At 70.1% G+C, this 25,367-nt stretch carries 23 protein-coding genes; 17 read left to right on the top strand and 6 right to left on the bottom strand.

Annotation, left to right across the window (positions count from 1 at the left end):
* The first annotated feature begins 92 nt into the window (after nucleotides 1-92).
* The 6 genes from M6I34_RS13165 (at nucleotide 93) to M6I34_RS13190 (ending at nucleotide 5,912) form a co-directional block, all read left to right on the top strand.
* A complete protein-coding gene (locus tag M6I34_RS13165; protein WP_272486135.1) occupies nucleotides 93-1,385 on the top strand; it encodes a DUF2254 domain-containing protein in 1,293 nt (430 codons plus the stop codon).
* Nucleotides 1,386-1,589: 204 nt separating this feature from the next.
* Nucleotides 1,590-2,645 (top strand): cyclase family protein, encoded by a 1,056-nt coding sequence (locus tag M6I34_RS13170; protein WP_272486136.1) that lies wholly within the window; start codon nucleotides 1,590-1,592, stop codon nucleotides 2,643-2,645.
* Entirely contained in the window at nucleotides 2,645-3,781 is a 1,137-nt protein-coding gene (locus M6I34_RS13175) for a thiolase family protein (RefSeq protein ID WP_272486137.1), read from the top strand. Before M6I34_RS13170 ends, M6I34_RS13175 begins: the two co-directional genes overlap by 1 nt.
* The gene (locus M6I34_RS13180) at nucleotides 3,778-4,146 is read left to right on the top strand and encodes a Zn-ribbon domain-containing OB-fold protein (RefSeq protein WP_272486138.1); all 369 of its coding nucleotides are present in this window, start codon (nucleotides 3,778-3,780) and stop codon (nucleotides 4,144-4,146) included. The genes M6I34_RS13175 and M6I34_RS13180 overlap by 4 nt, the downstream gene beginning before the upstream one ends.
* A gap of 63 nt (nucleotides 4,147-4,209) precedes the next feature.
* A complete protein-coding gene (locus tag M6I34_RS13185; RefSeq protein WP_272486139.1) occupies nucleotides 4,210-5,565 on the top strand; it encodes an acyclic terpene utilization AtuA family protein in 1,356 nt (451 codons plus the stop codon).
* Nucleotides 5,566-5,567: 2 nt separating this feature from the next.
* Nucleotides 5,568-5,912 carry an AtuA-related protein gene (locus tag M6I34_RS13190; RefSeq protein WP_272486140.1) on the top strand — a complete coding sequence of 115 codons (345 nt, stop codon included), beginning with the start codon at nucleotides 5,568-5,570 and terminating at the stop codon, nucleotides 5,910-5,912.
* A gap of 16 nt (nucleotides 5,913-5,928) precedes the next feature.
* On the opposite strand, the gene M6I34_RS13195 is transcribed toward M6I34_RS13190, so the two are convergent.
* Entirely contained in the window at nucleotides 5,929-6,420 is a 492-nt protein-coding gene (locus M6I34_RS13195; protein ID WP_272486141.1) for an Lrp/AsnC family transcriptional regulator, read from the bottom strand.
* A gap of 187 nt (nucleotides 6,421-6,607) precedes the next feature.
* On the opposite strand from M6I34_RS13195, the gene aceE reads away from it, so the two are divergent.
* The 3 genes from aceE (at nucleotide 6,608) to M6I34_RS13210 (ending at nucleotide 12,421) form a co-directional block, all read left to right on the top strand.
* Nucleotides 6,608-9,523 (top strand): pyruvate dehydrogenase (acetyl-transferring), homodimeric type, encoded by a 2,916-nt coding sequence (aceE, locus tag M6I34_RS13200; RefSeq protein ID WP_272486142.1) that lies wholly within the window; start codon nucleotides 6,608-6,610, stop codon nucleotides 9,521-9,523.
* A 100-nt stretch (nucleotides 9,524-9,623) separates the two neighbouring features.
* The gene (locus M6I34_RS13205; RefSeq protein WP_272486143.1) at nucleotides 9,624-10,823 is read left to right on the top strand and encodes a threonine ammonia-lyase; all 1,200 of its coding nucleotides are present in this window, start codon (nucleotides 9,624-9,626) and stop codon (nucleotides 10,821-10,823) included.
* Nucleotides 10,824-11,566: 743 nt separating this feature from the next.
* A complete protein-coding gene (locus M6I34_RS13210) occupies nucleotides 11,567-12,421 on the top strand; it encodes a 3-hydroxybutyryl-CoA dehydrogenase (protein ID WP_272486144.1) in 855 nt (284 codons plus the stop codon).
* Nucleotides 12,422-12,489: 68 nt separating this feature from the next.
* Here the strand turns inward: M6I34_RS13210 and M6I34_RS13215 are convergent, their stop codons facing one another.
* Nucleotides 12,490-13,125 carry a Crp/Fnr family transcriptional regulator gene (locus M6I34_RS13215; protein WP_272486680.1) on the bottom strand — a complete coding sequence of 212 codons (636 nt, stop codon included), beginning with the start codon at nucleotides 13,123-13,125 and terminating at the stop codon, nucleotides 12,490-12,492.
* Nucleotides 13,126-13,299: 174 nt separating this feature from the next.
* On the opposite strand from M6I34_RS13215, the gene M6I34_RS13220 reads away from it, so the two are divergent.
* From M6I34_RS13220 to M6I34_RS13255, 8 genes are all read left to right on the top strand, one after another.
* Nucleotides 13,300-14,094 carry an ABC transporter ATP-binding protein gene (locus tag M6I34_RS13220; protein WP_272486145.1) on the top strand — a complete coding sequence of 265 codons (795 nt, stop codon included), beginning with the start codon at nucleotides 13,300-13,302 and terminating at the stop codon, nucleotides 14,092-14,094.
* Entirely contained in the window at nucleotides 14,094-16,052 is a 1,959-nt protein-coding gene (locus M6I34_RS13225) for a long-chain fatty acid--CoA ligase (protein WP_272486146.1), read from the top strand. The genes M6I34_RS13220 and M6I34_RS13225 overlap by 1 nt, the downstream gene beginning before the upstream one ends.
* Nucleotides 16,053-16,063: 11 nt before the next feature.
* A complete protein-coding gene (locus M6I34_RS13230) occupies nucleotides 16,064-16,957 on the top strand; it encodes a branched-chain amino acid ABC transporter permease (protein ID WP_272486147.1) in 894 nt (297 codons plus the stop codon).
* Between the two features lie 4 nt (nucleotides 16,958-16,961).
* Nucleotides 16,962-18,047: a branched-chain amino acid ABC transporter permease gene (locus M6I34_RS13235; protein ID WP_272486148.1), complete on the top strand. Its 1,086-nt coding sequence runs from the start codon at nucleotides 16,962-16,964 to the stop codon at nucleotides 18,045-18,047.
* A gap of 97 nt (nucleotides 18,048-18,144) precedes the next feature.
* Nucleotides 18,145-19,386, top strand: a complete 1,242-nt coding sequence (locus tag M6I34_RS13240) for an ABC transporter substrate-binding protein (protein ID WP_272486149.1) — start codon at nucleotides 18,145-18,147, stop codon at nucleotides 19,384-19,386.
* A gap of 67 nt (nucleotides 19,387-19,453) precedes the next feature.
* On the top strand, nucleotides 19,454-20,320 hold the full coding sequence (locus M6I34_RS13245) for an ABC transporter ATP-binding protein (protein WP_272486150.1): 867 nt from the start codon (nucleotides 19,454-19,456) through the stop codon (nucleotides 20,318-20,320).
* Between the two features lie 25 nt (nucleotides 20,321-20,345).
* Nucleotides 20,346-21,605, top strand: coding sequence for a phenylacetate--CoA ligase family protein (locus tag M6I34_RS13250; RefSeq protein ID WP_272486151.1), 1,260 nt, complete (start codon nucleotides 20,346-20,348; stop codon nucleotides 21,603-21,605).
* 82 nt (nucleotides 21,606-21,687) lie between these two features.
* Nucleotides 21,688-22,590, top strand: coding sequence for an SDR family oxidoreductase (locus M6I34_RS13255; protein WP_272486152.1), 903 nt, complete (start codon nucleotides 21,688-21,690; stop codon nucleotides 22,588-22,590).
* A 6-nt stretch (nucleotides 22,591-22,596) separates the two neighbouring features.
* On the opposite strand, the gene M6I34_RS13260 is transcribed toward M6I34_RS13255, so the two are convergent.
* Genes M6I34_RS13260 through M6I34_RS13275 form a run of 4 tightly spaced genes read right to left on the bottom strand, consistent with a single transcriptional unit; the run spans nucleotide 22,597 to nucleotide 25,328 of the window.
* Nucleotides 22,597-23,154 carry a GNAT family N-acetyltransferase gene (locus tag M6I34_RS13260; RefSeq protein WP_272486153.1) on the bottom strand — a complete coding sequence of 186 codons (558 nt, stop codon included), beginning with the start codon at nucleotides 23,152-23,154 and terminating at the stop codon, nucleotides 22,597-22,599.
* Between the two features lie 22 nt (nucleotides 23,155-23,176).
* Nucleotides 23,177-24,100 (bottom strand): MBL fold metallo-hydrolase, encoded by a 924-nt coding sequence (locus tag M6I34_RS13265; protein WP_272486154.1) that lies wholly within the window; start codon nucleotides 24,098-24,100, stop codon nucleotides 23,177-23,179.
* A complete protein-coding gene (locus M6I34_RS13270; protein ID WP_272486155.1) occupies nucleotides 24,097-24,402 on the bottom strand; it encodes a DUF1289 domain-containing protein in 306 nt (101 codons plus the stop codon). The genes M6I34_RS13265 and M6I34_RS13270 overlap by 4 nt, the downstream gene beginning before the upstream one ends.
* On the bottom strand, nucleotides 24,399-25,328 hold the full coding sequence (locus M6I34_RS13275; protein WP_272486156.1) for a hydroxymethylglutaryl-CoA lyase: 930 nt from the start codon (nucleotides 25,326-25,328) through the stop codon (nucleotides 24,399-24,401). The genes M6I34_RS13270 and M6I34_RS13275 overlap by 4 nt, the downstream gene beginning before the upstream one ends.
* Nucleotides 25,329-25,367 lie beyond the last annotated feature (39 nt).

Consider the following 25,367-nt stretch of genomic DNA (forward strand, 5'->3'; position numbering starts at 1 on the left):
TATCTTCGCACCGGCGCGCCGGGCATGGAAGCCGGACCGCCTGCATCGCCTGTATCGTATGCACCCGGGACGTCCGGAATGGGGAGGCGCCGATGGCGCGGATCGCGTCGCGCTGGCAATGGCTGCTCGAGACGATGGTCCGCAAGCTGTGGTTCCGGGCCTCGCTGTTCTCGGTGTTCGCGGTGGCGACCGCGCTGATCGCGCCCTTCGCGGGCGCGCGCATCCCGGCGCGCTGGTCGTCCCTGATCGGCGCCGATGCGATCGACAACGTGCTCGGGATCATCGCGTCGAGCATGCTCACGGTGACGATCTTCTCGCTGACGACGATGGTCTCGGCCTACGCGTCGGCCGCGTCGACCGTGACGCCGCGGGCCACCCGGCTGCTGGTCGAGGACTCGACCTCGCAGAACGCGATGTCGACCTTCCTCGGCGCCTTCCTCTTCAGCCTGGTCGGCATCATCGCGCTGAGCACGGGGGTCTACGGCGACAGCGGCCGGGTCGTGCTGTTCGGCGCGACGATCGTCGTCATCGCGCTGATCGTGCTCACGCTGTTGCGCTGGATCTCCCACCTTTCCACGCTGGGCCGGATGGGCGACACGATCGACCGGGTCGAGCGCGCGGCGCGCAGTGCGCTCGCCGACCGGATCGCCCTGCCGTGCCTGGGCGGCACGCCGTTCGTCGAGCGGCCCGCGTCGGCCAAGCCGGTGCGCGGCCACGCGATCGGCTACGTGCAGCACGTCGACATGAACGCGCTGCAGGCCGCGGCGGGCGACGGCGGCGTCTGGCTCGCGGCCCTGCCCGGGGCGTTCGTGCACCCGTCGCGCCCGCTGGCATGGACCGACTTCGACGACGACGCGCGGCGCGAGGCGGTTCGGGCGGCCTTCACCGTGGGCGACGCCCGGACCTTCGACCAGGATCCGCGCTTCGGCCTGATCGTGCTCTCCGAGATCGCCTCGCGCGCGCTGTCGCCGGCGGTCAACGACCCCGGCACCGCGATCGACGTCCTCGGCACCGGGGTGAGGGTCCTGCACGGCTGGTGCGAGGAGCGGGGGCGCGGCGACGAAGGCGATCGCGGCGGCGCCGCCTCGCCGCCCTACCCGAGCGTCCGCGTTCCGCGCCTCTCGACCGACGACCTGTTCGAGGACCTGTTCGCTCCGATCGCGCGCGAGGGGGCCGGCGTGATCGAGGTCGGCATCCGGCTGCAGAAGTCGCTGGCGCTGCTGGCCGACTCCGGGGGCAAGGACGTCCGCCGCGCGGCGAGCAGGATGTCGGCGATCGCGCTCGATCACGCGAACCGGGCGCTCGCGCGCGAGGCCGACCGGCAGCGGCTGGCCGAGCTGGCGGACCGGACCGGGCTCTCCCGGGCGGAGCACCTGCGCGGATAGTTTTACTTGTTGAAACAACCTGTCCGGTCACGCCTGGCGACCGGCGGCGCGGGCGGCCCGACCTGCTTGACATGGGCGGGTACCGGGTGAAAGGATCGGGCATCCGCGCCGGCCCGGCAGCCGGGCGCCCGGCGCGGTCCGCCACAGTTTCCAGGAACGAAACAAGATCGGCGCCGAAGGCGGCGCGCCGGCGCGAGGATCGACATGAGCACCAGTCCGCGATGGAAGCAGCGCCCCCCGGGATCCAACTGGGGCGACTTCGGGCCCGACGACCAGCGGGGCCGCCTCAACCTGATCACGCCCGAGAAGGTGCGCCAGGGGGTGGCGGAGGTCCGCGAGGGGCTCAGCTTCTGCCTGAGCCTGCCGCTGGACTACCCCGGCGGCAACGTGCTGAACCCGCGGCGCCATCCGCCCACGATCCGGCCCACGCTGCGCAACGGCCGGCCGAACATGAACTACCGCCTCTTCGTGGACAACGAGGCGCAGACCGACGTCGTCAGCGACGACCTCGCGATCCTGCACCTGCAGTACTCGACGCAGTGGGACAGCCTCGCGCACGTCGGCCAGATGTTCGACGCCGACGGCGACGGCGTGCCCGAGGCGGTCTACTACAACGGCTACCGCGCCGGGCAGGACATCGTGGGTCCGGAATCGGCGGAGGACGCCGGGATCGGCGAAGGGCGCGCGGCGCGCTCCACCTCGTCGGCCAACGCGCTGGGCATCGAGAACATGGCCGCGAGCTGCGTGCAGGGCAGGGCCGTGATGATCGACCTGCGCGCGCACTACGGCGACGAGCGCACGCTGGTCGGCTACGAGCAGCTGATGCGAGTGATCGAGGCGGACCGGATCGAGGTCGAGAGCGGCGACATGGTCTGCCTGCACACCGGATTCGCGGACCGGCTGCTGCAGATGGACCGCAAGCCCGACGCCGCCGTGACGGACCGGCTGTGCGCGGTGCTCGACGGCCGCGACGCCCGGCTTCTGCAGTGGATCACCGATTCCGGGCTGTCGGTGCTGGTCGCGGACAACTACGCGGTCGAGGCGCATCCGGCGGCCTCGCACATGGGCTGCTGCTCGACGCTGCCGCTGCACGAGCACTGCCTGTTCAAGCTCGGCATCCATCTCGGCGAGATCTGGCACCTCACGCCCCTGGCCGACTGGCTGCGGGCCAATGGCCGCTCGCGCTTCCTGCTGACCGCGCCGCCGCTGCGGCTGCCAGGGGCGGTCGGCTCGCCGGCGACGCCGGTCGCCACGGTCTGATGAGCTTCCTGGTCGGCTCGGGGCTGACCCGATACGGCCGGCACGACGGCCGCAGCACGCTCGACCTGATGTCCGAGGCGGCCGCGCTCGCGCTGGCCGACGCGGAGCTGGAGCGGGGCGACGTCGACGCGCTGGTCTGCGGCTATTCCACGACGATGCCGCACATCATGCTGGCGACCGTGTTCGCCGAGCATTTCGGGCTGCGGCCGTCCTACGCGCACGCGATGCAGATGGGCGGCGCGACCGGCTTCGGCCTGGTCATGCTGGCGCACCTGCTGGTGGAGTCGGGCGCGGCGCGCCGCGTGCTCGTGGTGGGCGGCGAGAACCGGATGACCGGGCAGAGCCGCGACTCGGCGATCCAGGTGCTCGCGCAGACCGGACACCCGGTGTACGAGGTGCCGCTGGGGCCGACGATCCCGGCCTACTACGGCCTGGTCGCCTCCCGCTACATGCACGAGTTCGGCACCGACGAGGCAGGCCTGGCCGAGCTGGCGGTGCTGATGCGGCGCAACGCCGGCCGCCACGCCGGCGCGCAGTTCCGCGATCCGATCACCGTGCGCGAGGTGCTCGATTCCCGGCCGATCGCCTCGCCGCTGAAGATGCTGGACTGCTGCCCGGTGTCGGACGGCGGCTGCGCCGTCGTCGTCGCCGGCGAGCCGGTCGGCGGCAAGCCGGTGCGGATCGCCGCGGCCGCCCAGCACCACGGCGCGCAACACGTCAGCGCCGCACCTTCGCTGATCGGGTTCGGCGCCGGGCGCTGCGCGCATCGCGCGCTGGGCCAGGCCGGGCGCGAGCTGGCCGACGTCGAGCTGGCTGCGATCTACGACAGCTTCACGATCACGCTGACGATCCTGCTCGAGGAGATCGGCCTGGCGCCGCGCGGGGCCGCCGGGCGGCTGGCCGCGGACGGGCACTTCGATCGCGACGGCCCGATGCCGCTCAACCTGCACGGCGGGCTGCTGTCCTACGGCCACTGCGGCGTCGCCGGCGCGATGGCGCACCTGGCCGAGGCCCACCTGCAGATGACCGGCCGCGCGTCCGAGCGGCAGGTGCGGCGGGCCGGCACCGCGCTGCTGCACGGCGACGGCGGCGTGATGTCCTCGCACGTGAGCCTGGTCATGGAGGCACTCCAGTGAGCGGGCAGCCGGGCGCGCCGGCCGACTGGACCCGCGGCGGCGAGGGCATCGCCTTCCAGCAGTGCGGCGACTGCGAAAGCGTGTGGTACTTCAGGCGCGACTTCTGCCCCGCCTGCGGCGCGAGCCGGCTGCGCGAGCGCGCGTCGCGGGGCCACGGCACGGTGCACGCTGTCACGCTGGTGCATCGCGCGCCCAGCGACGAGTTCCGCGCGCTCGCGCCGTACCTGGTGGTGCTGGTCGACGTCGACGAGGGATTCCGGATGATGGCCCACGGCGAGCCCGGGCTGGCGATCGGCGATCGGGTGCGATGCGGGCTCCGGCAGTTGGCAGGGCGCGTGCTGCCGTATTTCGGGAAGGCAGCCTGACGAAGTGCGTGCCGCGCCCGCTGTGCGGGCGGGAGTCGGGGCGATCGATCCAGGAGGAACGGCATGAGCAAGACGCTTCGTATAGGTTCCGGTTCCGCCTGGTGGGGCGACCGAATCGAGCCGGCCGCGCTGAACGCCGAGCAGGGCGACCTCGACTACCTTTGCTTCGAGACGATGGCCGAGGCCACCGTGTCGGCGGCGCAGGTGAGGGCCCGCCGGGACCCCTCTTTCCCGGGCTACGACACCTGGCTCGACGACCGGATGCGCGCCGTGCTGCCCGCGTGCATGCGGCGCGGCACGCGGATCGTGTCCAACCAGGGATGGATCAACCCGGACGGCGCCGCGCAGCGCATCGTCCACTGGCTGCGCGAGCTCGGGTTCAGGGGTGTCCGGGTGGCGGCGGTCAACGGCAGCCTGATCACCGACCGGGTGCTCCAGCTCGCCGACCGGATCCTGGAGAACGGCGAGCCCACGTCGACGCTCGCGCCGACGCTGATCTCGGCCGAGGCCTATCTCGGCGCCGAGCCGATCGTCGAGGCCTTGCGTGCCGGCGCGCAGATCGTGGTGACCGGTCGCGTCGCCGATCCGTCGATCTTCATGGCGCCGATGATGCACGAGTTCGGCTGGGATCCGCTCGACCACGTGAAGCTCGGCGCCGGCAGCGGGATCGGCCACCTGCTGGAGTGCGGCGCCCAGGTGACCGGCGGCTATTTCGCCGATCCGGGCTTCAAGGAGGTGCCAGAGCCGTGGAACTTCGCGTTCCCGATCGCCGAGGTGGCGCCCGACGGAAGCGCGGTCATCAGCAAGGTCGCCGGCACCGGCGGGGCGGTCACGCTGCAGACGGTCAAGGAACAGATGCTCTACGAGGTGCACGACCCGGCCGGCTACATCACGCCCGACGTGATCGTCGACTTCACGACCGCCCGGCTCGAGCAGCTCGGCCCGGATCGCGTGCGCGTGTCCGGCATCGGCGGCAAGCCGCGCACGCCGACGCTGAAGGTGTCGATCGGCTGCACCGAGGGCTTCATCGGCGAGGACATGTTCTTCTACGCGGGGCCTGGCGCAATGCGCCGCGCCAGGCTTGCGAAGCGGATCCTCGAGGAGCGCTTCAGGATCGTGAACCTTCGGGCCGACGAGATCCGCATCGACTTCCTGGGCCTGAACGCGATCCACGGCGAGGCGACCCCGGCCGACGCGCCGGAGCCCTACGAGGTTGCCGTGCGGGTGGCCGCGCGCACGCGGACCCGCGAGGAAGCCAACAAGGTGGGCCGCGAGGTCGACGGGATGGCGGTGTCGGGCGTGGCGCACACCGGGAAGCGGGTGCCCCACCAGGACCGCGTCCGCGAAGTGATCGGCGTCTGGTCTTCGCTGGCGCCGCGCGAGGCGGTGCCCGCCTCGGTCAACTACTTCGAGAGCTGATCATGCGAGTGCAGCTTCAACGCGTGGCCCACGCGCGCTCGGGCGACAAGGGAAACACGTCGAACATCTCGGTGTTCGCCTATGCGCCCGAGTTCTACCCGTTGCTGAAGGAGCAGCTGACCGCCGAGCGCTTCAAGGCCTTCTACCGGGGCGCGATCAAGGGGGAGGTGCTGCGCTACGAGGTCGACAACCTGGAAGCGCTGAACTTCGTGGCCCACGGCGCGCTGGGCGGCGGCGTTTCGCGCAGCCTGTGCCTGGACAACTACGGCAAGGCGCTGTCGGCGGCGATCCTCGGCTTCGAGATCGACGTGCCCGACTCGCTGGCGGACCGTCTCCGCGGCGCCTGACCGGCCTCGCGACCGCTCAGCTGCCGCCTCCCAGCGGCAGCGCCGTCTTGTAGCGCACCTGCTTCAGCGCGAAGCTCGACCGGATGCTGGCCACGCCCGGGATCTTTGCCAGGTGGTCGACGATGAAGCGCTCGAGCGACTGCATGTCCGGAACGACCACCCGCAGCAGGTAGTCCGAGTCGCCGGTCATCAGGTAGCACTCCATCACCTCCGGGTGCTCGCTGACCCGCTGCTCGAAGGTCTCGAGCGCGTCCTTGCGCTGCCGCTCGAGGCTCACCGAGATGAACACGTTGACCGACAGCCCGAGCGCCAGTGGGTCGCACAGCGCCACGTAGCCGCGGATCAGCCCGCGCTTCTCGAGCGCCTTGACGCGGGCCAGGCAGGGCGAGGGCGAAAGGTTGACCCGGCGCGCCAGTTCGACGTTGGTCAGGCGGCCGTCTTCCTGCAGCGCGGCCAGGATGCGGAGGTCGATCGCATCGAGCGAGGCGGTCTGGGATCGATTCGGCATTTCATTCCGGAAAGGTCGTCGTTGCCGGAATTCTATGCCGCGACAACCCGAATGCGGACGGATATTCGGCATCCGATTCGGCCGAATCTGCAATACAGTGTGCTTCGATACGCCGCTAGAGCCGCCTCGCCCCGCCAGGCTCGCGGCGAGCGCCGGCCCCACGCACCGGCGGCACCGGAGCACGACCATGACCGACCTTTCCGCCCAGAACTGGCTGCCGCAGACCCAGGGCGTTTCCGAACCGCCCCGCGTCGACGAGCCGGCTGTCGACGTCGACCCCACCGAGACCTCCGAGTGGATCGAGGCGCTCGACACGCTGATCGCCACGCAGGGCCCCGAGCGCGCGAAGTACCTGCTCGACCGCCTTGCGCAGCACGCGCGCGCGCAGCAGGTCGGCTGGAAGCCGTCACTGGTCACGCCCTACCGGAACACGATCCCGGTCGGCGAGCAGCCGCGCTTTCCCGGCGATCTCGACATCGAGCAGCGGATCGCGGCGATCGTGCGCTGGAACGCGCTGGCGATGGTGGTGCGGGCCAACAAGGCGTACGGCGAGCTGGGCGGCCACATCTCGAGCTACGCGTCGGCGGCCGACCTGTTCGAGGTGGGCTTCAATCACTTCTTCCGCGCGCGCGGCGAGCAGCACGGCGGCGATCTCGTCTTCTTCCAGCCGCACTCCGCGCCGGGCGTCTACGCCCGCGCCTACCTGGAGGGCCGGCTGCCCGAGTCGGCGCTCGAGCACTACCGACAGGAAGTCAGCGCCGCGAAGAAGGGCCTGCAGGGGCTGTCCTCGTACCCGCACCCGTGGCTGATGCCGGACTTCTGGCAGTTCCCGACCGGATCGATGGGCATCGGCCCGATCTCGGCGATCTACCAGGCGCGCTTCATGCGCTACATGGAGCATCGCGGGCTGCTCGCCGCCAGCGACCGCAAGGTTTGGGGCTTCTTCGGCGACGGCGAGATGGACGAGCCCGAGTCGATCGGCGCGCTGGCGCTTGCCGCGCGCGAGCGGCTCGACAACCTGGTCTTCGTCATCAACTGCAACCTGCAGCGGCTCGACGGGCCGGTCCGCGGCAATGGCCGGATCATCGACGAGCTGGAAGGCGTGTTCACCGGCGCCGGCTGGAACGTGGTCAAGGTGGTCTGGGGCTCGGACTGGGACGCGCTGTTCGAGCGCGACCGCGCGCAGGCGCTGCTGCGCGCCTTCGCCGACACCGTCGACGGCGAGTTCCAGACGCTTTCGTCGAAGGACGGCCGCTACAACCGCGAGCGTTTCTTCGGGCAGTCGCCCGAGCTGGCCGCGCTGGTCGAGGCGATGACCGACGCCGAGATCGACCGGCTGCACCGCGGCGGCCACGACATCGTCAAGGTTCACGCGGCCTTCCGCGCGGCGGTCGCGCATCGCGGCCAGCCGACCGTGATCCTGGCCAAGACGATGAAGGGCTACGGCATGGGCTCGGCCGGCCAGGGCCGGATGACCACGCACCAGCAGAAGAAGCTCGACCCCGACGCGGTGCTCGCCTACCGCGACCGCTTCTCGCTGCCCCTGACCGACGAGCAGGCGTTGTCGCTGGCCTTCTACCGGCCCGGCGACGACAGCGACGAGATGCGCTACCTGCAGAAGCAGCGCGCCAGGCTCGGCGGCTACCTGCCGGCGCGGCGCAGTGACTGCGCCCAGGTGCCGGTGCCGCCGGTCGGCCGTTACGCCGGCTTCGCGCTGGCCGCCGACGGCAAGGAGATGTCGACGACGATGGCCTTCGTGCGGATGCTCGGCCAGTTGCTGAAGGACCCGGCGCTGGGCCCCCGCATCGTGCCGATCGTGGCCGACGAGGCGCGCACCTTCGGCATGGCCAACCTGTTCCGGCAGGTCGGCATCTATTCGCCGCACGGCCAGCGCTACGAGCCCGAGGACGCCGGCTCGATGCTCTACTACCGCGAGGACGTCTGCGGCCAGATCCTCGAGGAGGGCATCACCGAGGCCGGCGCGCTGTCCTCGTGGACCGCCGCCGCCACCTCGTACTCGACGCACGGGCAGCCGATGCTGCCCTTCTACATCTACTACTCGATCTTCGGCTTCCAGCGGGTCGGCGACCTGATCTGGGCCGCCGCCGACCAGCGCCCGCGCGGCTTCCTGATCGGGGCGACCTCGGGCCGCACCACGCTGGCCGGCGAGGGCCTGCAGCACCAGGACGGCTCCAGCCACCTGCACGCGATGACGGTGCCCAACTGCAAGGCCTGGGATCCGGCCTTCGCCGGCGAACTGGCGGTCATCGTCGACGCCGGCATGCGCGAGATGCTGGTCGAGCAGCGCGACGTGTTCCACTACGTCACGGTTGGCAACGAGAACTACGCGCAGCCGAGCCTGCCGGGCCTGTCGCAGGGCGGCGACGGGACTGGCATCGAGGTCGATCCGGTGGTGCGCGAGGGCATCCTGCGCGGCATGTACCGCTTCCGGGCGGCCGGTGCCGGCGGGGAGGCCGGGACTGGCGCCGCCGGCGCCGCAGCGGCTCCCGCCGGCGGCGGTCGCCGCCGCTCTAAGCCCGCGGCGCCGCGGGTCCAGCTGCTCGGCGCCGGCGCGATCCTGCGCGAGGCGATCGGGGCCGCCGAGCTGCTCGAAGCGATCGGCATCGCGGCCGACATCTGGAGCGTGACCAGCTTCTCCGAGCTCGCGCGCGACGGCATGAGCGCCGAGCGGAGGCATCGGCTGGCCCTCGCGGGAAGTGCGTCCGGCGATGTCGGCGCGGCACGGCCGGCCGACGCAGCAGCCGCCGCCGCCGCCGCGGGCGGCGCCTGCTGGGTGCAGCACTGCCTCGCCGGTACCGACGGGCCGATCGTCGCCGCCACCGACTACGTGCGGCTGGTTCCCGAGAGCATCCGGGCCTGGCTGCCGGAAGGCCGCCGCTACGTCACCCTGGGCACCGACGGCTTCGGGCGCAGCGACGCCCGGGCGCGGCTGCGGGAATTCTTCGAGGTCGACGCGAAGGCGATCGCGTGGGCGGCCGTGGTCGCGCTGTGCGACGAGGGTGTCCTGACCCGCGAGCAGGCGGCCGAGGCGGCGAGTCGCTGGAACGTGGCCGGCGAGGCGGCCGACCCCTGGACTGTGTGAATCCGCCTCGGCGGACGGCGGCCTTGCTTTCGCCGATACCGGCGCCCGGCGGCTCCCGTTCCCGGTAGCCAGCCGCGGCGGTCCGCGCCAGAATGTCCCGATGATCGATTTCGCCGACATCGAAGCCGCCGCCGGCCGCATCCGCGGCCAGGTGGTCGAGACCCCCTGCCTGCTGTCGCGGATCCTGTCCGACATCACCGGCGCGCAGGTCTTCCTGAAGTTCGAGAACCTGCAGTTCACCGCGTCCTTCAAGGAGCGCGGCGCGTTGAACCGGCTGTCGCAGCTCGACGAAGCGCAGCGCCTCCGCGGCGTGATCGCGGTGTCGGCCGGCAACCACGCGCAGGGCGTGGCCTGGCACGCGAAGCGGCTCGGCATTCCCGCCACGATCGTGATGCCGCGCTTCACGCCCGGCGTCAAGGTGATGCGCACCCGCGAGTTCGGCGCCGAGGTGGTGCTGCACGGCGAGCGCTTCGACGACGCGCGCGAGCAGGGCCTGAGGCTGGCCGCCGAGCGCGGGCTCACGATGATCGACCCCTTCGACGACGACCTGATCATCGCCGGGCAGGGCACGATAGGCATCGAGATGCTGCGCGCCCAGCCGGAACTCGACGAACTGGTCGTGCCGATCGGTGGGGGCGGGCTGATCGGCGGGATCGCCACCGCCGCCAGGCACCTGAAGCCGGGCATCCGGGTCACCGGCGTGCAGACCGAGCGCTTCGCGCTGGTCTACGACGCGATAAAGGGCACTCGCCACGAGGTCGGCGCCGGTTCGATCGCCGAGGGCATCGCGGTCAACCGGCTCGGCGAGCGCACGCTGCCGATCATCCGCGAGCGGGTCGACGACGTCGTGCTGGTCGGCGAAGGCGACATCGAGCAGGCGATCCTGCTGTTGCTGGAGGTCGAGAAGACGGTCGTCGAAGGCGCGGGCGCCGCTGGCCTGGCGGCCCTGCTGCGGCACCCGGACCGCTTCCGCGGCCGGCGCGTGGGCCTGGTGCTGTGCGGCGGCAACATCGATCCGCTGCTGCTCGCGTCGATCATCGAGCGCGGCATGGTGCGCACCGGTCGGCTCGCCAGGCTCTACGTGGACATCCGCGACGTGCCCGGCGCGTTGTCCCACGTCACCGGCATCCTCGCCGAGGAGCAGGCCAACATCGAGCAGATCCGGCACGAGCGGGCCTTCGGCAGCGTGGGCTCGCAACGCGTCGAGGTGGAGATCGTGGTGCAGACGCGCGGGCCGGAGCACGTGCAGGCGCTGCTGGCGCGGCTGGCGGAGGCGGGGTTCGCGGCGCGGACCGGGTAGCGCGCTCTCGCGCTCGGCGCTCGGCGCTCGGCGCTCGGCGCCCGCGGCTGTGCCGGGAGGCGGGGACCCGGGTGCGGGTGCGCTGTCGCCTTCGGCGAAACGCTTGGTCGCGCGGGCGTTCAGCCCCGTCGCGGACCCCAACTCGCCGGCCCTTCGGGCCGGCTCAGACAAGGGTCCGCTCTCGCTGCGCTCGCCGGGTCTTCACTGCGCTCCCGCGCCAGCGCACAAGCACCCGGGCCCCCGCCTCCCGGCGCAGCCGCTGGATTCGGTGGCGTTCGGGAGCCGGAACGGCTCGGACGGCACGACGTCGCTGGGTCTCGAGTCGCTCGCCGCGCTTTCGCGTCCGCTTATGCTCTCGCCGTCGCCATTCCCGTCGCCTTCGGCCCAGTCACGATTCGTCGCGGCCTCGAGGGTGGTCTGCGGCCTCGTCGCGCTCCAGTCTCCAGCGACCGGGGCGGGGCTCGGCTTTCCGGGCGCGTGTGCGCTGGCGCGGGAGCGCAGTGAAGACCCGGCGAGCGCAGCGAGAGCCGGCCCACTGTTCGAGGGAGCGAAGCGACCGAGTTTGGGCCGGCGACGGGGCCGAACGCCCGCGCGACCAAGCGTTTCGCCGAAGGCGACAGCGCGCCCGCGCCCGGAAAGCCGAGCCCCGCCCCGGTCGCGGGCGCAAGCCGCCACCGAAGAACCACTCTCGAGGCCCGATAGAATCCCCCCATCTCCAACGCAACGACATGAAGGACCCCGAAATGAGCATCCAGACCGTCGGCATCATCGGCGCCGGCACCATGGGCAACGGCATCGCGCAGGCCTGCGCGGTGGCCGGCATCGACGCGATCATGCAGGACATCAGCGACGCGGCGATCGAGAAAGGCCTGAAGACCGTGTCCGGCTCGCTCGACCGACTGGTCAAGAAGGGCTCGATCGACGAGGTCCGCAAGCTCGAGGTGCTGTCGCGGATCAGGGCCACGACCAATCCCGAGGACCTGGGCGCGGCCGACCTGATCATCGAGGCGGCCACCGAGAACGAGGCGCTCAAGGTCAAGATCCTGCAGAACGTCTCGGGCATCGCGAAGCCCGGGGCGATCGTGGCCACCAACACCTCGTCGATCTCGATCACCCGGCTGGCCAATGCCACCCACCATCCGGACCGCTTCGTCGGGATGCACTTCTTCAACCCGGTGCCGGTGATGGCGCTGGTGGAGATCATCCGCGGGCTGCGCACCTCCGAGGAGACGGTGGCCACGGTCACCGAGCTGGCCGAGCGGCTCGGCAAGACCCCGATCGGCGTGAAGAATAGCGCCGGCTTCGTGGTCAACCGGATCCTGTGCCCGATGATCAACGAGGCGATCTTCGCGCTGCAGGAGGGGCTGGCCAGCGCAGAGGAGATCGATGCCGGCATGAAGCTGGGCTGCAATCACCCGATCGGCCCGCTCGCGCTGTGCGACCTGATCGGACTCGACGTCGAGCTGGCGGTCATGGAAGTGCTGTACGACAACTTCAACGACCCGAAGTACCGGCCTGCGCCGCTGCTGCGCGAGATGGTCGATGCCGGGATGCTGGGCCGAAAGACCGGCCGCGGCTTCTACGACTACTCGAAGTGACACGCCCGGGCCCGACCCTTGCGGCGGGCCCCGGCTCGATCACCGGCGCGGGGCGGCGACCCCGCTGCTCATTCCTCGAAGGTGCGCAGCTCGTCCAGGGACAGGACGGTGACCGACCCGTACTCCACGGTCAGCAGGCCGCGCCGCGATAGCAGCTGCAGCGCCTGGTTCACCCGCTGGCGCGACAGCCCGGTCAGGAAGCCCAACTCGCCCTGCGAGATCTCCAGCCTGGGCCCCAGTTCCGGGTAGAGCAGTGGGTTGAACATCTGCGCCAGGCAGCGGGCGACGCGCGCGTCGGGGCCGAGCAGCCGGTCGGACTCCAGCGTTGCGATCAGCTGGCCGAGCCGCTCGTTCAGCTGCATCAGCAGGTAGCGGTTGAACGGGATGCTGGAGTCCAGCAGCCACTGGAAGGTGGCGCGCGGCATCAGCGCGATCCGGCTGTCGCGCAGCGCGATCGCGTCGTAGCGGCGGGGCTCGTCCTTCAGCAGCGAGCCCTCGCCGAACCAGCCCCCGGGCGGCACGCCGATGAAGGTCACCGACTTGCCGTCGGCGGACACGCTGCTGATCTTGACCAGGCCGTCGACCACGCCGAACCAGTGCTCGATCGGCTCGCCCTTGCGGCAGACGAAGGCGCCGGCCGGCACGGTCCGCTCGATCAGGTCGCGGCGAACCCGTTCCTGCTGCGGCGCGTCGAGCTGCCGCATCCACGGCGACAGGCCGAGCAGGTCGTCGAGCGATCGTGCCACCGGCGGATTTCCTTTGCCCCGAAGTTTGTCAAACGGACGACAACTATACCGGCTGGGCTGGCTTAGACTAAGCTAGTGCCGGGGCCGCCGCGGGCGGCTCCAGACCTCGATCACGAGGCGGAGGAGGAGACATTGGCTAGCGAATCGGCGCCGATCCTGCAGGCGCGCGACATCTCGCTCAGGTTCGGCGGCGTGCAGGCCCTGACCGAGGTCGGCTTCGAAGTCCGGCCCGGCGAGTTGTTCTCGATCATCGGGCCCAACGGCGCCGGCAAGACCTCGATGCTCAACTGCATCTCGGGGCGCTATTCGCCGACCAGCGGAAGCGTGTGGTTCAAGGGGCAGGACATCACCCGCCTCACGCCCAACCAGCGGGCCACGCTGGGGCTCGGGCGCACCTTCCAGAACCTGGCGCTGTTCAGTCACATGACCGTGCTCGACAACATCATGGTCGGGCGCCATCACCTGCTCAAGAACAACTTCCTGACCGGCGGCCTCTACTGGTTCGGCGGCGCGCAGCGCGAGGAGCTCGAGCATCGCCGGCACGTCGAGGACATCATCGACTTCCTCGAGATCAGCCACATCCGCAAGGCGGTCGCCGGCACGCTGTCCTACGGCCTGCGCAAGCGGGTCGAACTGGCGCGCGCGGTCGCGGTCAAGCCGGACCTGATCCTGCTCGACGAGCCGATGGCCGGCATGAACCTCGAGGAAAAGGAGGACATGGCCCGCTACATCGTCGACCTCAACGAGGAGTGGGGGATGACGGTCATCATGATCGAGCACGACATGGGCGTGGTCATGGACATCTCCCACCGGGTCATCGTGCTGGACTTCGGCCGGAAGATCGCCGACGGCCTGCCCGACGAGATCATGAACAACGAGCACGTCAAGCGCGCCTACCTGGGCGTGGAAGACGACGAGGCCGCCTGATGCAAGCCGAGCACGGCGACGTCGCCCGTCACGACACCCTTCCGAAGCTGCTGCTGAACAACGCCGAGCGGTGGCCCGGCGAGGTCGCGATGCGCGAGAAGGAATTCGGCATCTGGAACGAGTTCACCTGGGCCGACTACCGCGACCGGGTCAAGGAGATCGCGCTCGGATTGATCGCGCTGGGCGTCAGGCGCGGCGAGGTCGTCAGCTACATCGGCAAGAACCGGCCCGAGATGGTCTGGAGCGAGGTCGCGATCCACGCGGTCGGCTGCATGTCGCTCGGCGTCTACCACGATGCGATGCCCCAGGAGGTCGCCTACCTGGTCGACTACGCCGAGGTGCGGGTCGTGCTTGCCGAGGACGAGGAGCAGGTCGACAAGCTGCTCGAGGTCGCCGAGAACTCGAAGAGCATCGAGAAGATCGTCTACTTCGACCCGCGGGGCATGCGCAAGTACAGCGACCCGCGCCTGGTGGGCTGGGACGAGCTCAAGGCGATGGCCGCCGCGCTGGAGGCCCGCGAGCCCTCGCGCTTCGCCGATGAGGTCGCGCTCGGCAAGGCCGAGGACGTCGCCATTCTCTGCACCACCTCGGGCACCACCTCCAATCCCAAGCTGGCGATGCTGCAGGCGGGGCCCTTCCTCGGCCACTGCGCGGCCTACCTCGAGGTCGACCCGAAGCTGCCCACCGACAACTACGTGTCGGTGCTGCCGCTGCCCTGGATCATGGAGCAGATCTACGCGGTGGCCCAGCCGCTGATCTCGCGGATCACGGTCAACTTCGTCGAGGAGCCCGAGACGATGATGGCCGACCTGCGCGAGATCGGGCCCACCTTCGTGCTGCTCGCGCCTCGCGTCTGGGAGCAGATCGCGGCCGACGTGCGCGCCCGCATGATGGACGCCACGCGCTTCAAGCAGAAGATGTTCGAGCTGGGCATGAAGCTCGGCCTGCAGGCGCTGGACCAGAAGCGCCGCTCCTGGCTCGCCGAGCTGATCCTGTTCCGGCCGCTGCGCGACCGGCTCGGCTTCACCTTCCTGAAGTCGGCCGCCACCGGCGGAGCGGCGCTCGGCCCCGAGACCTTCCGCTTCTTCCAGGCGATGGGCGTGCCGCTGCGCCAGATCTACGGCCAGACCGAGCTCGCCGGCGCCTACACGATCCACCGGCCCGACGACGTCGACTTCGACACCGTGGGCCTGCCCTTCGGCAACACCGAGCTTCGCATCGACCAGCCCGACCGGAACGGCGTGGGCGAGATCGTCGCGCGCACCTCGGGCATGTTCCTCGGCTTCTACCGCAACGAGGAGGCCACGAAGGCCGACGTCCGCGAGGGCTGGATGTACACCGGCGACGCCGGCTACATCAAGAAGGAGAACGGCCACCTGGTCGTGATCGACCGGGTCAAGGACCTCGCCACGACGTCCACCGGCACCCGCTTCTCGCCACAGTTCATCGAGAACAAGCTGAAGTTCTCGCCGTTCATCGCCGAGGCGGTCATCCTCGGCCACGACCGGCCGTACCTGGCCGCGATCGTCTGCATCCGCTACTCGATCGTTTCGAAGTGGGCCGAGCAGCGCAGCATCGCGTTCACCAACTACACCAGCCTGTCGTCGAGGCCCGAGGTCTACCGGCTGCTGCGCGAAGAGGTCGAGAAGGTCAACGCCACGCTGCCGGAGCCGCAGCGGGTGCGCAAGTTCGTGCTTCTCTACAAGGAGCTCGACGCCGACGACGGCGAGCTCACCCGCACCCGCAAGGTCCGGCGCAACGTGATCGCCGACAAGTACGCGGACATCATCGACGCGATCTACGGCGACACGCCGATGGTGCACGTCGACACGGTCATCCGTTTCCAGGACGGCACCACGTCGCGGATCCAGACCGACCTGGTGGTCGAGAAGCTGCTCGAAACCGGCGCCGCCGGACCCGCGGCCGCGCAGGCCGGGCCCGCCGAGCGGGCCGCGTAGGAAGGGAAACCATGAACACCGATCTCCTGCTCCAGCTGATCGTCAACGGCGTGATCATCGGCACGCTGTACGGCGTGGTGGCGATGTGCTTCGTGCTGATCTACAAGTCGACGCAGATCGTGAACTTCGCACAGGGCGAGTTCCTGCTGGTCGGCGCGTGGACCTGCTGGTGGCTGCTCACCAGCATGGAGGTGCCGTTCTGGCTGGGCTTCCCGATCACGCTGGCCTTCATGGCCGTGTTCGGCGTGCTGCTGCAGGTGATCGTGCTCAGGCCGCTGATCGGCGAGCCGATCATCTCGGTGATCATGGTCACGATCGGCCTGTCGATCTTCTTCCAGGCGATGATGAAGTGGATGTTCGGCGTGTGGGCGAAGCCCTTCCCCGAGGTCTTCGCGGCCAAGTCGGTGAACGTGCTCGGCCTGAACGTGCAGACGCCCTACATCATGTCGATGGCGATCTCGCTGGTGATCATGGCCGGCTTCGCCTGGTTCTTCAAGTTCTCGCGCATGGGGCTGGCGATGCGCGCCACCGCCTTCAACCAGCAGGTCGCGCAGAGCCTCGGCATCTCGGTCAAGACGGTGTTCGCGGCGGCCTGGGCGATCTCGGCGGTCGTCTCGGCGCTGGCCGGCGTGGTCGTCGGCATGGTCAACGGAGTGTCCTCGGCGCTGTCCTTCTTCGGGATCAAGGTCTTCCCGGCGGTGATCCTCGGCGGGCTGGACTCGATCGTCGGCGCGATCGTCGGCGGGCTGATCATCGGCGTGCTCGAGAACCTGGCCGAGTTCGTCGACAGCCAGTACCTGAACCTCGGCAACCTGTACACGGTGGCGCCCTTCTACGCGCTGATCGTGATCCTGATGATCAAGCCCTACGGCCTGTTCGGCACGAAGCAGATCGAGAGGATCTGAAGGCATGGCGACCACCTCTTCCGCGCTGATCCCCTGCGGGCAGTTCAAGACCAGCTACCGCAAGGACACGACGATCTTCCCGACGCCGGCCTCGCGCGCCTTCGCGATCGCGGCGGTGATCCTGCTGTGCATCGCGCCGCTGAAGATCGGCGGCACCGAGCTGCTGAGCCCATACCAGCTGAACCTGCTGATCCAGATCGGCTACTACGGCATCGCGGCGCTGGGCCTGAACATCCTGGTCGGCTTCACCGGCCAGATCTCGCTGGGCCATGCCGCCTTCTTCGGCTTCGGCGCCTTCGCCTCGGCGTGGCTCAACAACAAGTGGGGCGTGCCGGTGTTCTGGGCGATCCCGCTAGCCGGCGTGATGACCACGCTCGTCGGCATGCTGTTCGGCATCCCGGCCGCCCGGATCAAGGGTCTCTACCTGGCGATCGCCACCTTTGCCGCCCAGTTCATTCTCGAGGACTTCTTCGCCCGGGCCGACTGGTTCACCGGCGGCTCCTCGGGCACGATCGCGCAGTCGTTCAGCATCTTCGGCTACGAGATCACCGGCGACCGCCACTACTTCTACGTGGTGCTGACCTACGTCGTCGTGCTCTACCTGGTCGGTGCGAACCTGCTGCGCAGCCGCGACGGGCGCGCCTTCGTGGCGGTGCGCGACCACTACCTGTCGGCCGAGATCATGGGCATCAACCTGACCAAGTACAGGGTGCTGTCCTTCGGTATCGCGGCCTTCTATGCCGGCGTCGGCGGCGCGCTGTTCGGGCACTACCTGAGCTTCGTTTCTGCCGAGTCGTTCACGATCCTGCTGTCGATCCAGTTCCTGGGGATGATCATCATCGGCGGCATGGGCAGCGTGATGGGCACGCTGATGGGCACCGCCTTCATGGTGCTGCTGCCCGAGACGATCCAGGCCGTGTCCCAGTCGGCCGGCGCCTTCTTCCCGGCGCTCACCGACGGCATCGCCTTCCTCAAGGAGGGCGCGATCGGACTGGCCATCGTGCTGTTCCTGATCTTCGAGCCCGACGGGCTGGCCCACCGCTGGAAGATGATCAAGGCCTACTGGAAGCTCTACCCGTTCTCGTACTAGCCGGGCTCCGCCCACGCAGGCGGCGGCGAAAAGGAGGAAGCAGTCCATGAAATCCGGTCCCACCACCGACACAGCGACCTACAAGAGGAGACACACCATGAAGACCACCGTTTTCGCCGCCGCGGCCGCCGCGCTGGCGCTCGGCGCCGGCGGCGCCTCGGCCGCCGACCCGCTCTTCGTCGGCGCCCTCGTCGACTACACCGGGCCCACCTCCGACGTGGGCAAGGTCTACGGGCAGGGCGTGGCCGACGCGCTCGCCTGGATCAACAAGCAGGGCGGCGTGGCCGGTCGCCAGCTGAAGTTCGAGGTCGTCGACTACAGCTACAACGCGCCGCGCGCGATCGCCACCTACAAGAAGTGGGTGGGCACCGACAAGGCGATCGCGATCCAGGGCTGGGGCACGGCCGACACCGAGGCGCTGGTCGGCTTCCTCGCCAACGACAAGGTGCCCTACTACTCGGCCTCGTATTCGGGCCACCTGACCGACCCGACCGGCAAGGGCCCGAAGGGCGCCAAGCCCGCTCCGTACAACTTCTTCTACGGCCCCTCGTACACCGACGGCTGCCGCGCGCTGGTGCAGTGGGCGGCCGGCGACGCCAAGCAGAAGGGCATCGCCAAGCCCAAGTTCGTGCACATGGGCGACAACCATCCGTTCCCGAACGCGCCCAAGGCGGCCTGCGGCGAGTACGCGCAGGAGCTCGGCTTCGAGGTGATGCCGGCGATCCAGTATTCGCTGCGCCCCGGCGACTTCAAGGCCCAGTGCCTGAGCCTCAAGGATTCCGGCGCGCAGTACGCGTTCCTGGCCAACACCGGCGGCTCGACGATCTCCCTGCTGAAGTCCTGCGAGACGGTCGGCGTGAAGACGCAGTTCCTCGGCAACGTCTGGGCGATGGACGAGAACGCGCTGAAGACCGCGGGCGACGCGGCCGACGGCGTGATGTTCGTGGTCGGCGGCGCCGACTGGAAGTCCGACGCGCCGGGCATGAAGACCGTGCGCGAGATCTCGAAGATCTCCGATGCGTCGGGCAACGAGTACCGGGCCGTCCACTACATGCGCGGCATCTGCTCGGTCTTCTACATGCGCGACGCGATGGCGGCCTCGGCCAAGATGAACGGCGGCATCACCGGCCCGAACATCAAGGCGGCCATGGAGCAGATGAAGGACCACGTGCCGGCCGAGCTGCAGGGCGTGTGCATCCCGTCGACCTGGACTGCCGAGGACCACCGCGGCACCACCAAGGTCTTCATCTACCGCGCCAACTCGAAGGGCGGCCAGCAGTCGATCTCGAAGGCCGGCGAGGCGGACATCCCGCGCAAGCCCGAGTGGCTCGGGTGGTAAGCAGCCGGCGCGCCCCCTCTTCCCGCGCGGAAGAGGGGGTCTTGCGGACAGCAGCGGAGTAGCACGCATGGCGCAAGCCGAATCCGCCGTGGCCGACGCGGCCCCGGCAGAAGCCGTGGCGGCCGGGAAGAAGGCCGCCGCGAAGCCCCCTATCCTGACGGTCAACAACATCGAGGTCGTCTACGACGAGGTGATCCTCGTGCTGCGCGGCGTCAGCCTGGAGGTGCCCGAGGGCGAGATCGTCGCGCTGCTCGGGCCCAACGGCGCCGGCAAGTCGACCACGCTGAAGGCGATCTCGGGGCTGCTGCGCACCGAGGACGGCGAGGTCACCCGCGGCAACGTCAGCTTCATGGGCGAGGACATCGCCAACATGGCGCCCGAGGACATCGTGCGCAAGGGCATCTTCCAGGTCATGGAGGGGCGCCGGATCGTCGAGGACATGACGGTCGTCGAGAACCTGCGGCTCGGCGCGTACACGCGCCGCGACAACGGGATCAAGCGCGACCTCGACATGGTGTTCGACTTCTTCCCGAGGCTGCGCGAGCGCACCGGCCTGGCCGGCTACCTGTCGGGCGGCGAGCAGCAGATGCTCGCGATCAGCCGCGCGCTGATGGCCAGGCCGAAGATGATTCTGCTCGATGAGCCGTCGATGGGCCTGTCGCCGCTGCTGGTCAAGGAGGTCTTCGACATCATCCGGCAGCTGAACAAGGAGCTCGGGATCACGATCCTGCTTGTCGAGCAGAACGCGCGGATGGCGCTGAAGGCGGCCAGCTATGGCTACATCATGGAGTCCGGGAAGATCGTCCTGGACGGCCCGCAGGAAGACCTGATCAACAACGAGGACGTCAAGGAATTCTACCTGGGCGGCGGCGAGCACGAGCGCAAGTCGTTCAAGAACCTGAAGTCCTACAAGCGGCGCAAGCGCTGGCTTTGAGCGCCGTGCGCGAGCGGATCACGTGATGACCCAGCACTACGACGAACTCGAGACCCGTTCGGCCGAGGCGCGCGAAGGCGCATTGATGGCGCGGCTGCCGGGCCTGGTCGCGCACGCCACGGCCAGGGCGCGAGGCTGGCGCGAGCGGCTCGCCGGCGTGGACCCGCGCGAGATCGATTCGCGCAAGGCGCTGGCGCGCCTGCCTGTGCTGCGCAAGGGCGACCTGAAGGCGCTGCAGGAGGCCGACCCGCCCTTCGGCGGCTTCGTCACCCTGGAGCCGGGGCGGCTCGGGCGCCTGTTCATGTCGCCGGGGCCGATCTTCGACCCAGAGGGGGCGGGCGACGACCCGTGGCGGGTCGCGCGCGCGCTGCACGCCGCCGGCATCCGCGCCGGCCACGTGGTGCAGAACTGTTTCGGCTACCACCTGACGCCTGGCGCCTGGATGGTCGACGGCGGCGCCCGCAAGCTGGGCTGCGCGGTGATCCCGGCCGGCATCGGCAACACCGAGCAGCAGATCGACCTGATCCGCACGCTCAGGCCCGATGCCTACGTCGGCACGCCTTCGTTCCTGAGGATCATCGTCGAGAAGGCGCGCGAGCTGGGCCTCGACATCTCGAACCTGAAGCGCGCGCTGGTCGCGGCCGAGGCGCTGCCGCCGAGCCTGCGCGGCTGGTTCCGCGAGCAGGGCATCGAGACCGTGCTGCAGTGGTACGGCACGGCAGACCTCGGCATGGTGGCCTACGAGTCCGAGGCGATGGAGGGCATGATCCTCGACGAGGACCTGATCCTCGAGATCGTGCGGCCCGGCACCGGCGATCCGGTGCCCGACGGCGAGGTCGGCGAGATCGTCGTCACCAGCTTCAACCCGGTCTACCCGATGATCCGCTTCGGAACCGGCGACCTGTCGGCCGTGATGCGCGGACCTTCGCCCTGCGGCCGCACCAACGTGCGCATTCGCGGCTGGCTCGGCCGCGCCGACCAGACCACCAAGGTGCGCGGCATGTTCGTTCACCCCGGCCAGGTCCAGCAGATCGTGCAGCGCCATCCGGGCGTGGCGCGCGCGCGGCTGGTCGTCGAGGGCGAGATGGCCAACGACCGGATGACGCTCAGGTGCGAAGCCGACGACGCTGCGGTGGCCGCGGCCGGCGGCGGCGACGCGCTGGCGGCGGCGCTCGCCGAGTCGGTGCGCGAGGTGACCAAGCTGCGCGGCGAGGTCGCGCTGGTGGCTCCCGGCAGCCTGCCCAACGACGGCAAGGTGATCGAGGACGCGCGCAAGTACGATTGACCGGCCGGGGCAGCCCTGCCGGCGCGCCGGCGCCGCCATCGCGCGGCGGCGCCGGCTTCTCTCCGATTCCAGCGAGGCAGCGATGTTCGAGAAGGATCTCCTGAACGGCCACCGGATCCTGGTGACCGGCGGCGGCACCGGCCTGGGCCGGGCGATGAGCGAGCGCTTCCTGCAACTGGGCGCGAACGTCGTCATCTGCGGCCGCCGCAAGGCGGTGCTCGACGAGGCCGCCGCGCAGATGATGCGCGAGCACGGCGGCGAGGTCCGGACCTTCGGCCTCGACATCCGCGACGCGCAGGCGGTCGAGGCGATGGTCGACGAGATCTTCGCCGAGCGCCCGCTGACCGGCCTGGTCAACAACGCGGCCGGCAACTTCATCAGCCCGACCGAGGCGCTTTCCTCGCGCGCCTTCGACGCGATCGCGAACATCGTCTTCCACGGCACCTTCTACGTGACCAACGCGGTGGGCCGGCACTGGATCGACGAGGCGCGGCGCGCCGGCGGCTGGAAGCCGGGCATGCCGATGAACTCGGTGATGTCGATCATCGTCACCTGGGTCGAGAACGGCGGGCCCTTCGTCGTGCCGTCCGCGATGAGCAAGGCCGGCATCGCGGCGATGACCCGCTCGCTCGCAACCGAGTGGGCGCGCTACGGCATCCGGCTCAACGCGGTCGGCCCCGGGGAGATCCCGACCGAGGGCATGAGCAAGCGGCTGAACCCGGGAGAGGAGCCGGGCGCGCGCTCGCGAGCGATGAACCCGATGCGCAGGCCGGGCAGCATGGCCGAGCTGCAGAACCTGGCCGCCTTCCTGATGTCGGGCGGCTGCGACTGGCTGACCGGCCAACTGATCTTCATGGACGGCGGCAACTACCTGGCCAACGGCGGCAACTTCTACCCGCTGCGCGACTGGACGGAGGACCAGTGGCGCGAGGCGCGCGAGCGGATCGAGGCGCAGAACGCGAGGGACCGCTCGCAGCGGGGCTAGCGCAAGTCAGCGCCCCGGATCGGCCGGCGTGCGGTCGCCCGGGCCGAGGTCGCGCTGCATCATCACCGTGTCCAGCCAGCGGTCGAACTTCCAGCCGGTGCTGCGCAGCACGCCCGCGAAGCGGAAGCCGCAGGCGGCGTGCAGGCCGATCGAGCCGGTGTTCCGGCTGTCGCCGATCACCGCGACCATCTGCCGCAGGCCGGCCGCCTCGCAGCGCGCGACCAGCTCGCCGAGCAGGCGCTTGCCGGCCCCGCGGCGCTGTGCGCCCGGATCGATGTAGATCGAGTTCTCCACCGTGAAGCGATAGGCGGGGCGCAGCCGGAAGTAGTTCGCGTAGGCATAGCCGACGACCCGCTCGCGGCCCGCCTCGGTGCTGACCGCCACCAGGTACGGGAAACCGTTGCGCAGCACGTCGGCGCGGCGGCGCATCATCTCGACCAGGTCGGGCGGTTCCAGCTCGAAGGAGCCGCCGCCGTGGCGCACGTGGTGGGCGTAGATCGCCTGGATCGCGCCGAGGTCGTCGTCGTGGCTGTCGCGTATCTCGAGGCTGACGAACTGGTTCATCGTGGTCTCGCGGGAAGACGGCTCAGGCGGCGCTCGCGTCGATCAGCCAGCCGGCATCCTCGGCCAGCTGCCCTTGCGCCACCAGTTGGGAGATCGTGTCGCGGATCGCGCGGTCGGGGCTCAGCCCGAGCCGGTGCGCCGCGTGCCGCGGGATCGACGCGACCCGGAAGCGCTCGACGAAGCGCTCGGTCTCGATCCGCTCCAGGTCCAGCATCAGGTACTTGATCAGCACCTTCAGGCCGTGCCTCGGCTGCCGCGTGGGGTCCTCGCGCAGCGCCTCCAGCCGGGAGAAGGCGGTCCGCAGCGCGGCGCCGACGTCGCCGAAGGCAGGGCCGTGGCCGGGCAGCACCAGGTCCACGTCGAGCGTCGCGATCAGTTCCAGGATCGCCTGCTGCTCGTCGAAGCCCGACTCGCCTTCGAGTTCGGGGAAGATCACGCCGAAGCCGTTCTCCCACAGCGCATCGGCCGAGATCAGCAGCCGTGCCTCCGGGCAGTGGAAGACCAGGCTTTTCGGGTCGTGGCCGGGGGCGGCGTGCGCGCGCCAGCGCAGCCCGCCCATGACCAGCTCGTCGCCGGGCGAGATGCCGCCCTGCGCCTGGAAGCGGTCGCATCGCTGGCCTGTTGCGGCGAATGTAAGCGCCTGCTCATCCCACTGTGCCACGTCTTCGACGCTGGCCTCGGGCACCAGGATCCGGGCGCCGAAGGTTTCGGCCAGAAGCCGGTTGCCGCCGCAGTGGTCCGAGTGCAGGTGGGTGTTGACGATCGTCGCGAGCCGGCTGCCGGTCTGCTCGAGCAGGCGCCCGACGATCGCCGCGGTCATCGGCGCGTGCTTGACGTAGCCGGTGTCGACGACGGTGGCCTCCCCGCCGTCGACCAGGAAGACCTGGTTCGACGACAGCCAGTCGCGCTCGACGAAGCGCACCGTGTCCGGAAGGCCGGCGATCATCGTCGCTCGCGCTCCGAGGCGGACTCGCGCGCCGCGGCGCTCGTCTTCGCGGTCCCGGCCTCGGCCGCCTTCGCCTCGCGGCGCTCGGCGATCAGCCGCCAGACCTCGACCCGCTGCTCGGGCGTCATCGCTCCCCAGCTCGCGATCTCGTCGATCGTGCGCTGGCAACCGACGCACAGGCCGTCGTCGGGGTCGATCCGGCACACCGAGATGCAGGGCGAGCGGGTGCGCCCGGCGAAGGCCGGGCGCGGCGCCGCCGGGTTCGCTTCGGCCGTCTCGTTCGACCGGTGCTTCCGGCTCATTGCGCCCCGGCTTCTTCTTGCGCGGCCCGCTTCGCCGCCAGCGCGTTGCCCGCGCGCGAGTTGCTGCGCCGGCCGAGTTGCGCCGAGATCCACTGCCCGGCGTCGACCAGCGCGCCGAGATCGAGCCCGGTCTCGATGCCGAGCCCGTGCAGCAGGTAGACGACGTCCTCGGTCGCCACGTTGCCGGTGGCGCCGCGCGCGAACGGGCAGCCGCCGAGGCCGGCGATCGAGGTGTCGAAGCGGTGGATGCCGACCTGCAGGCTGGCGAGCACGTTCGCAACGGCCTGGCCGTAGGTGTCGTGGTAGTGACCCGAGATCGCGTCGGCCGGGACCTCGCGCAGCACCGCCTCGAGCACCCGCTGCACCTGGGCGGCGTTGGCCACACCGATCGTGTCGGCGATGCCGATCTCGTGGCAGCCGAGGTCGCGGAAGCGCCGGGTGACGTCGACGACCGACTCGACCGGCACCTCGCCCTGGTAGGGGCAGCCGTAGGCGACCGACACCGCGGCGCGCAGGCGGATCCCGTTGGCGAGCGCCGCCTCGGCCACCGGCCGGAACCGCTCGATGCTCTCGGCGATCGAGCAGTTGATGTTGCGCTGGGAGAAGGCCTCGCTGGCGGCGCCGAAGATGACGACCTCCTGGGCGCCGGCGGCGAGCGCGCCCTCGAAGCCCTTCATGTTGGGGGTGAGCACCGAGATCAGGCTGCCGGCGGGCCGGGAGATCCGCGCCATCACGTCGGCCGCGTCGGCCATCTGCGGCACCCACTTCGGCGACACGAAGGAGGTCGCCTCGAGTTGGCGAACGCCGGCGGTGAGCAGGCGCTCACACAGTTCGACCTTCACGTCGGTCGACACCGGCTGCTTTTCGTTTTGCAGCCCGTCGCGCGGGCCGACTTCGGTGATCAGGACTTTCGCGGGCAGCTTCATCGGTTCTCGGATCCCGGGTCGTCAGTGTTCGATATACGC

Origin of the sequence: Zeimonas sediminis, assembly GCF_023721795.1 — a bacterium.
Taxonomy (GTDB): domain Bacteria; phylum Pseudomonadota; class Gammaproteobacteria; order Burkholderiales; family Burkholderiaceae_E; genus Zeimonas; species Zeimonas sediminis.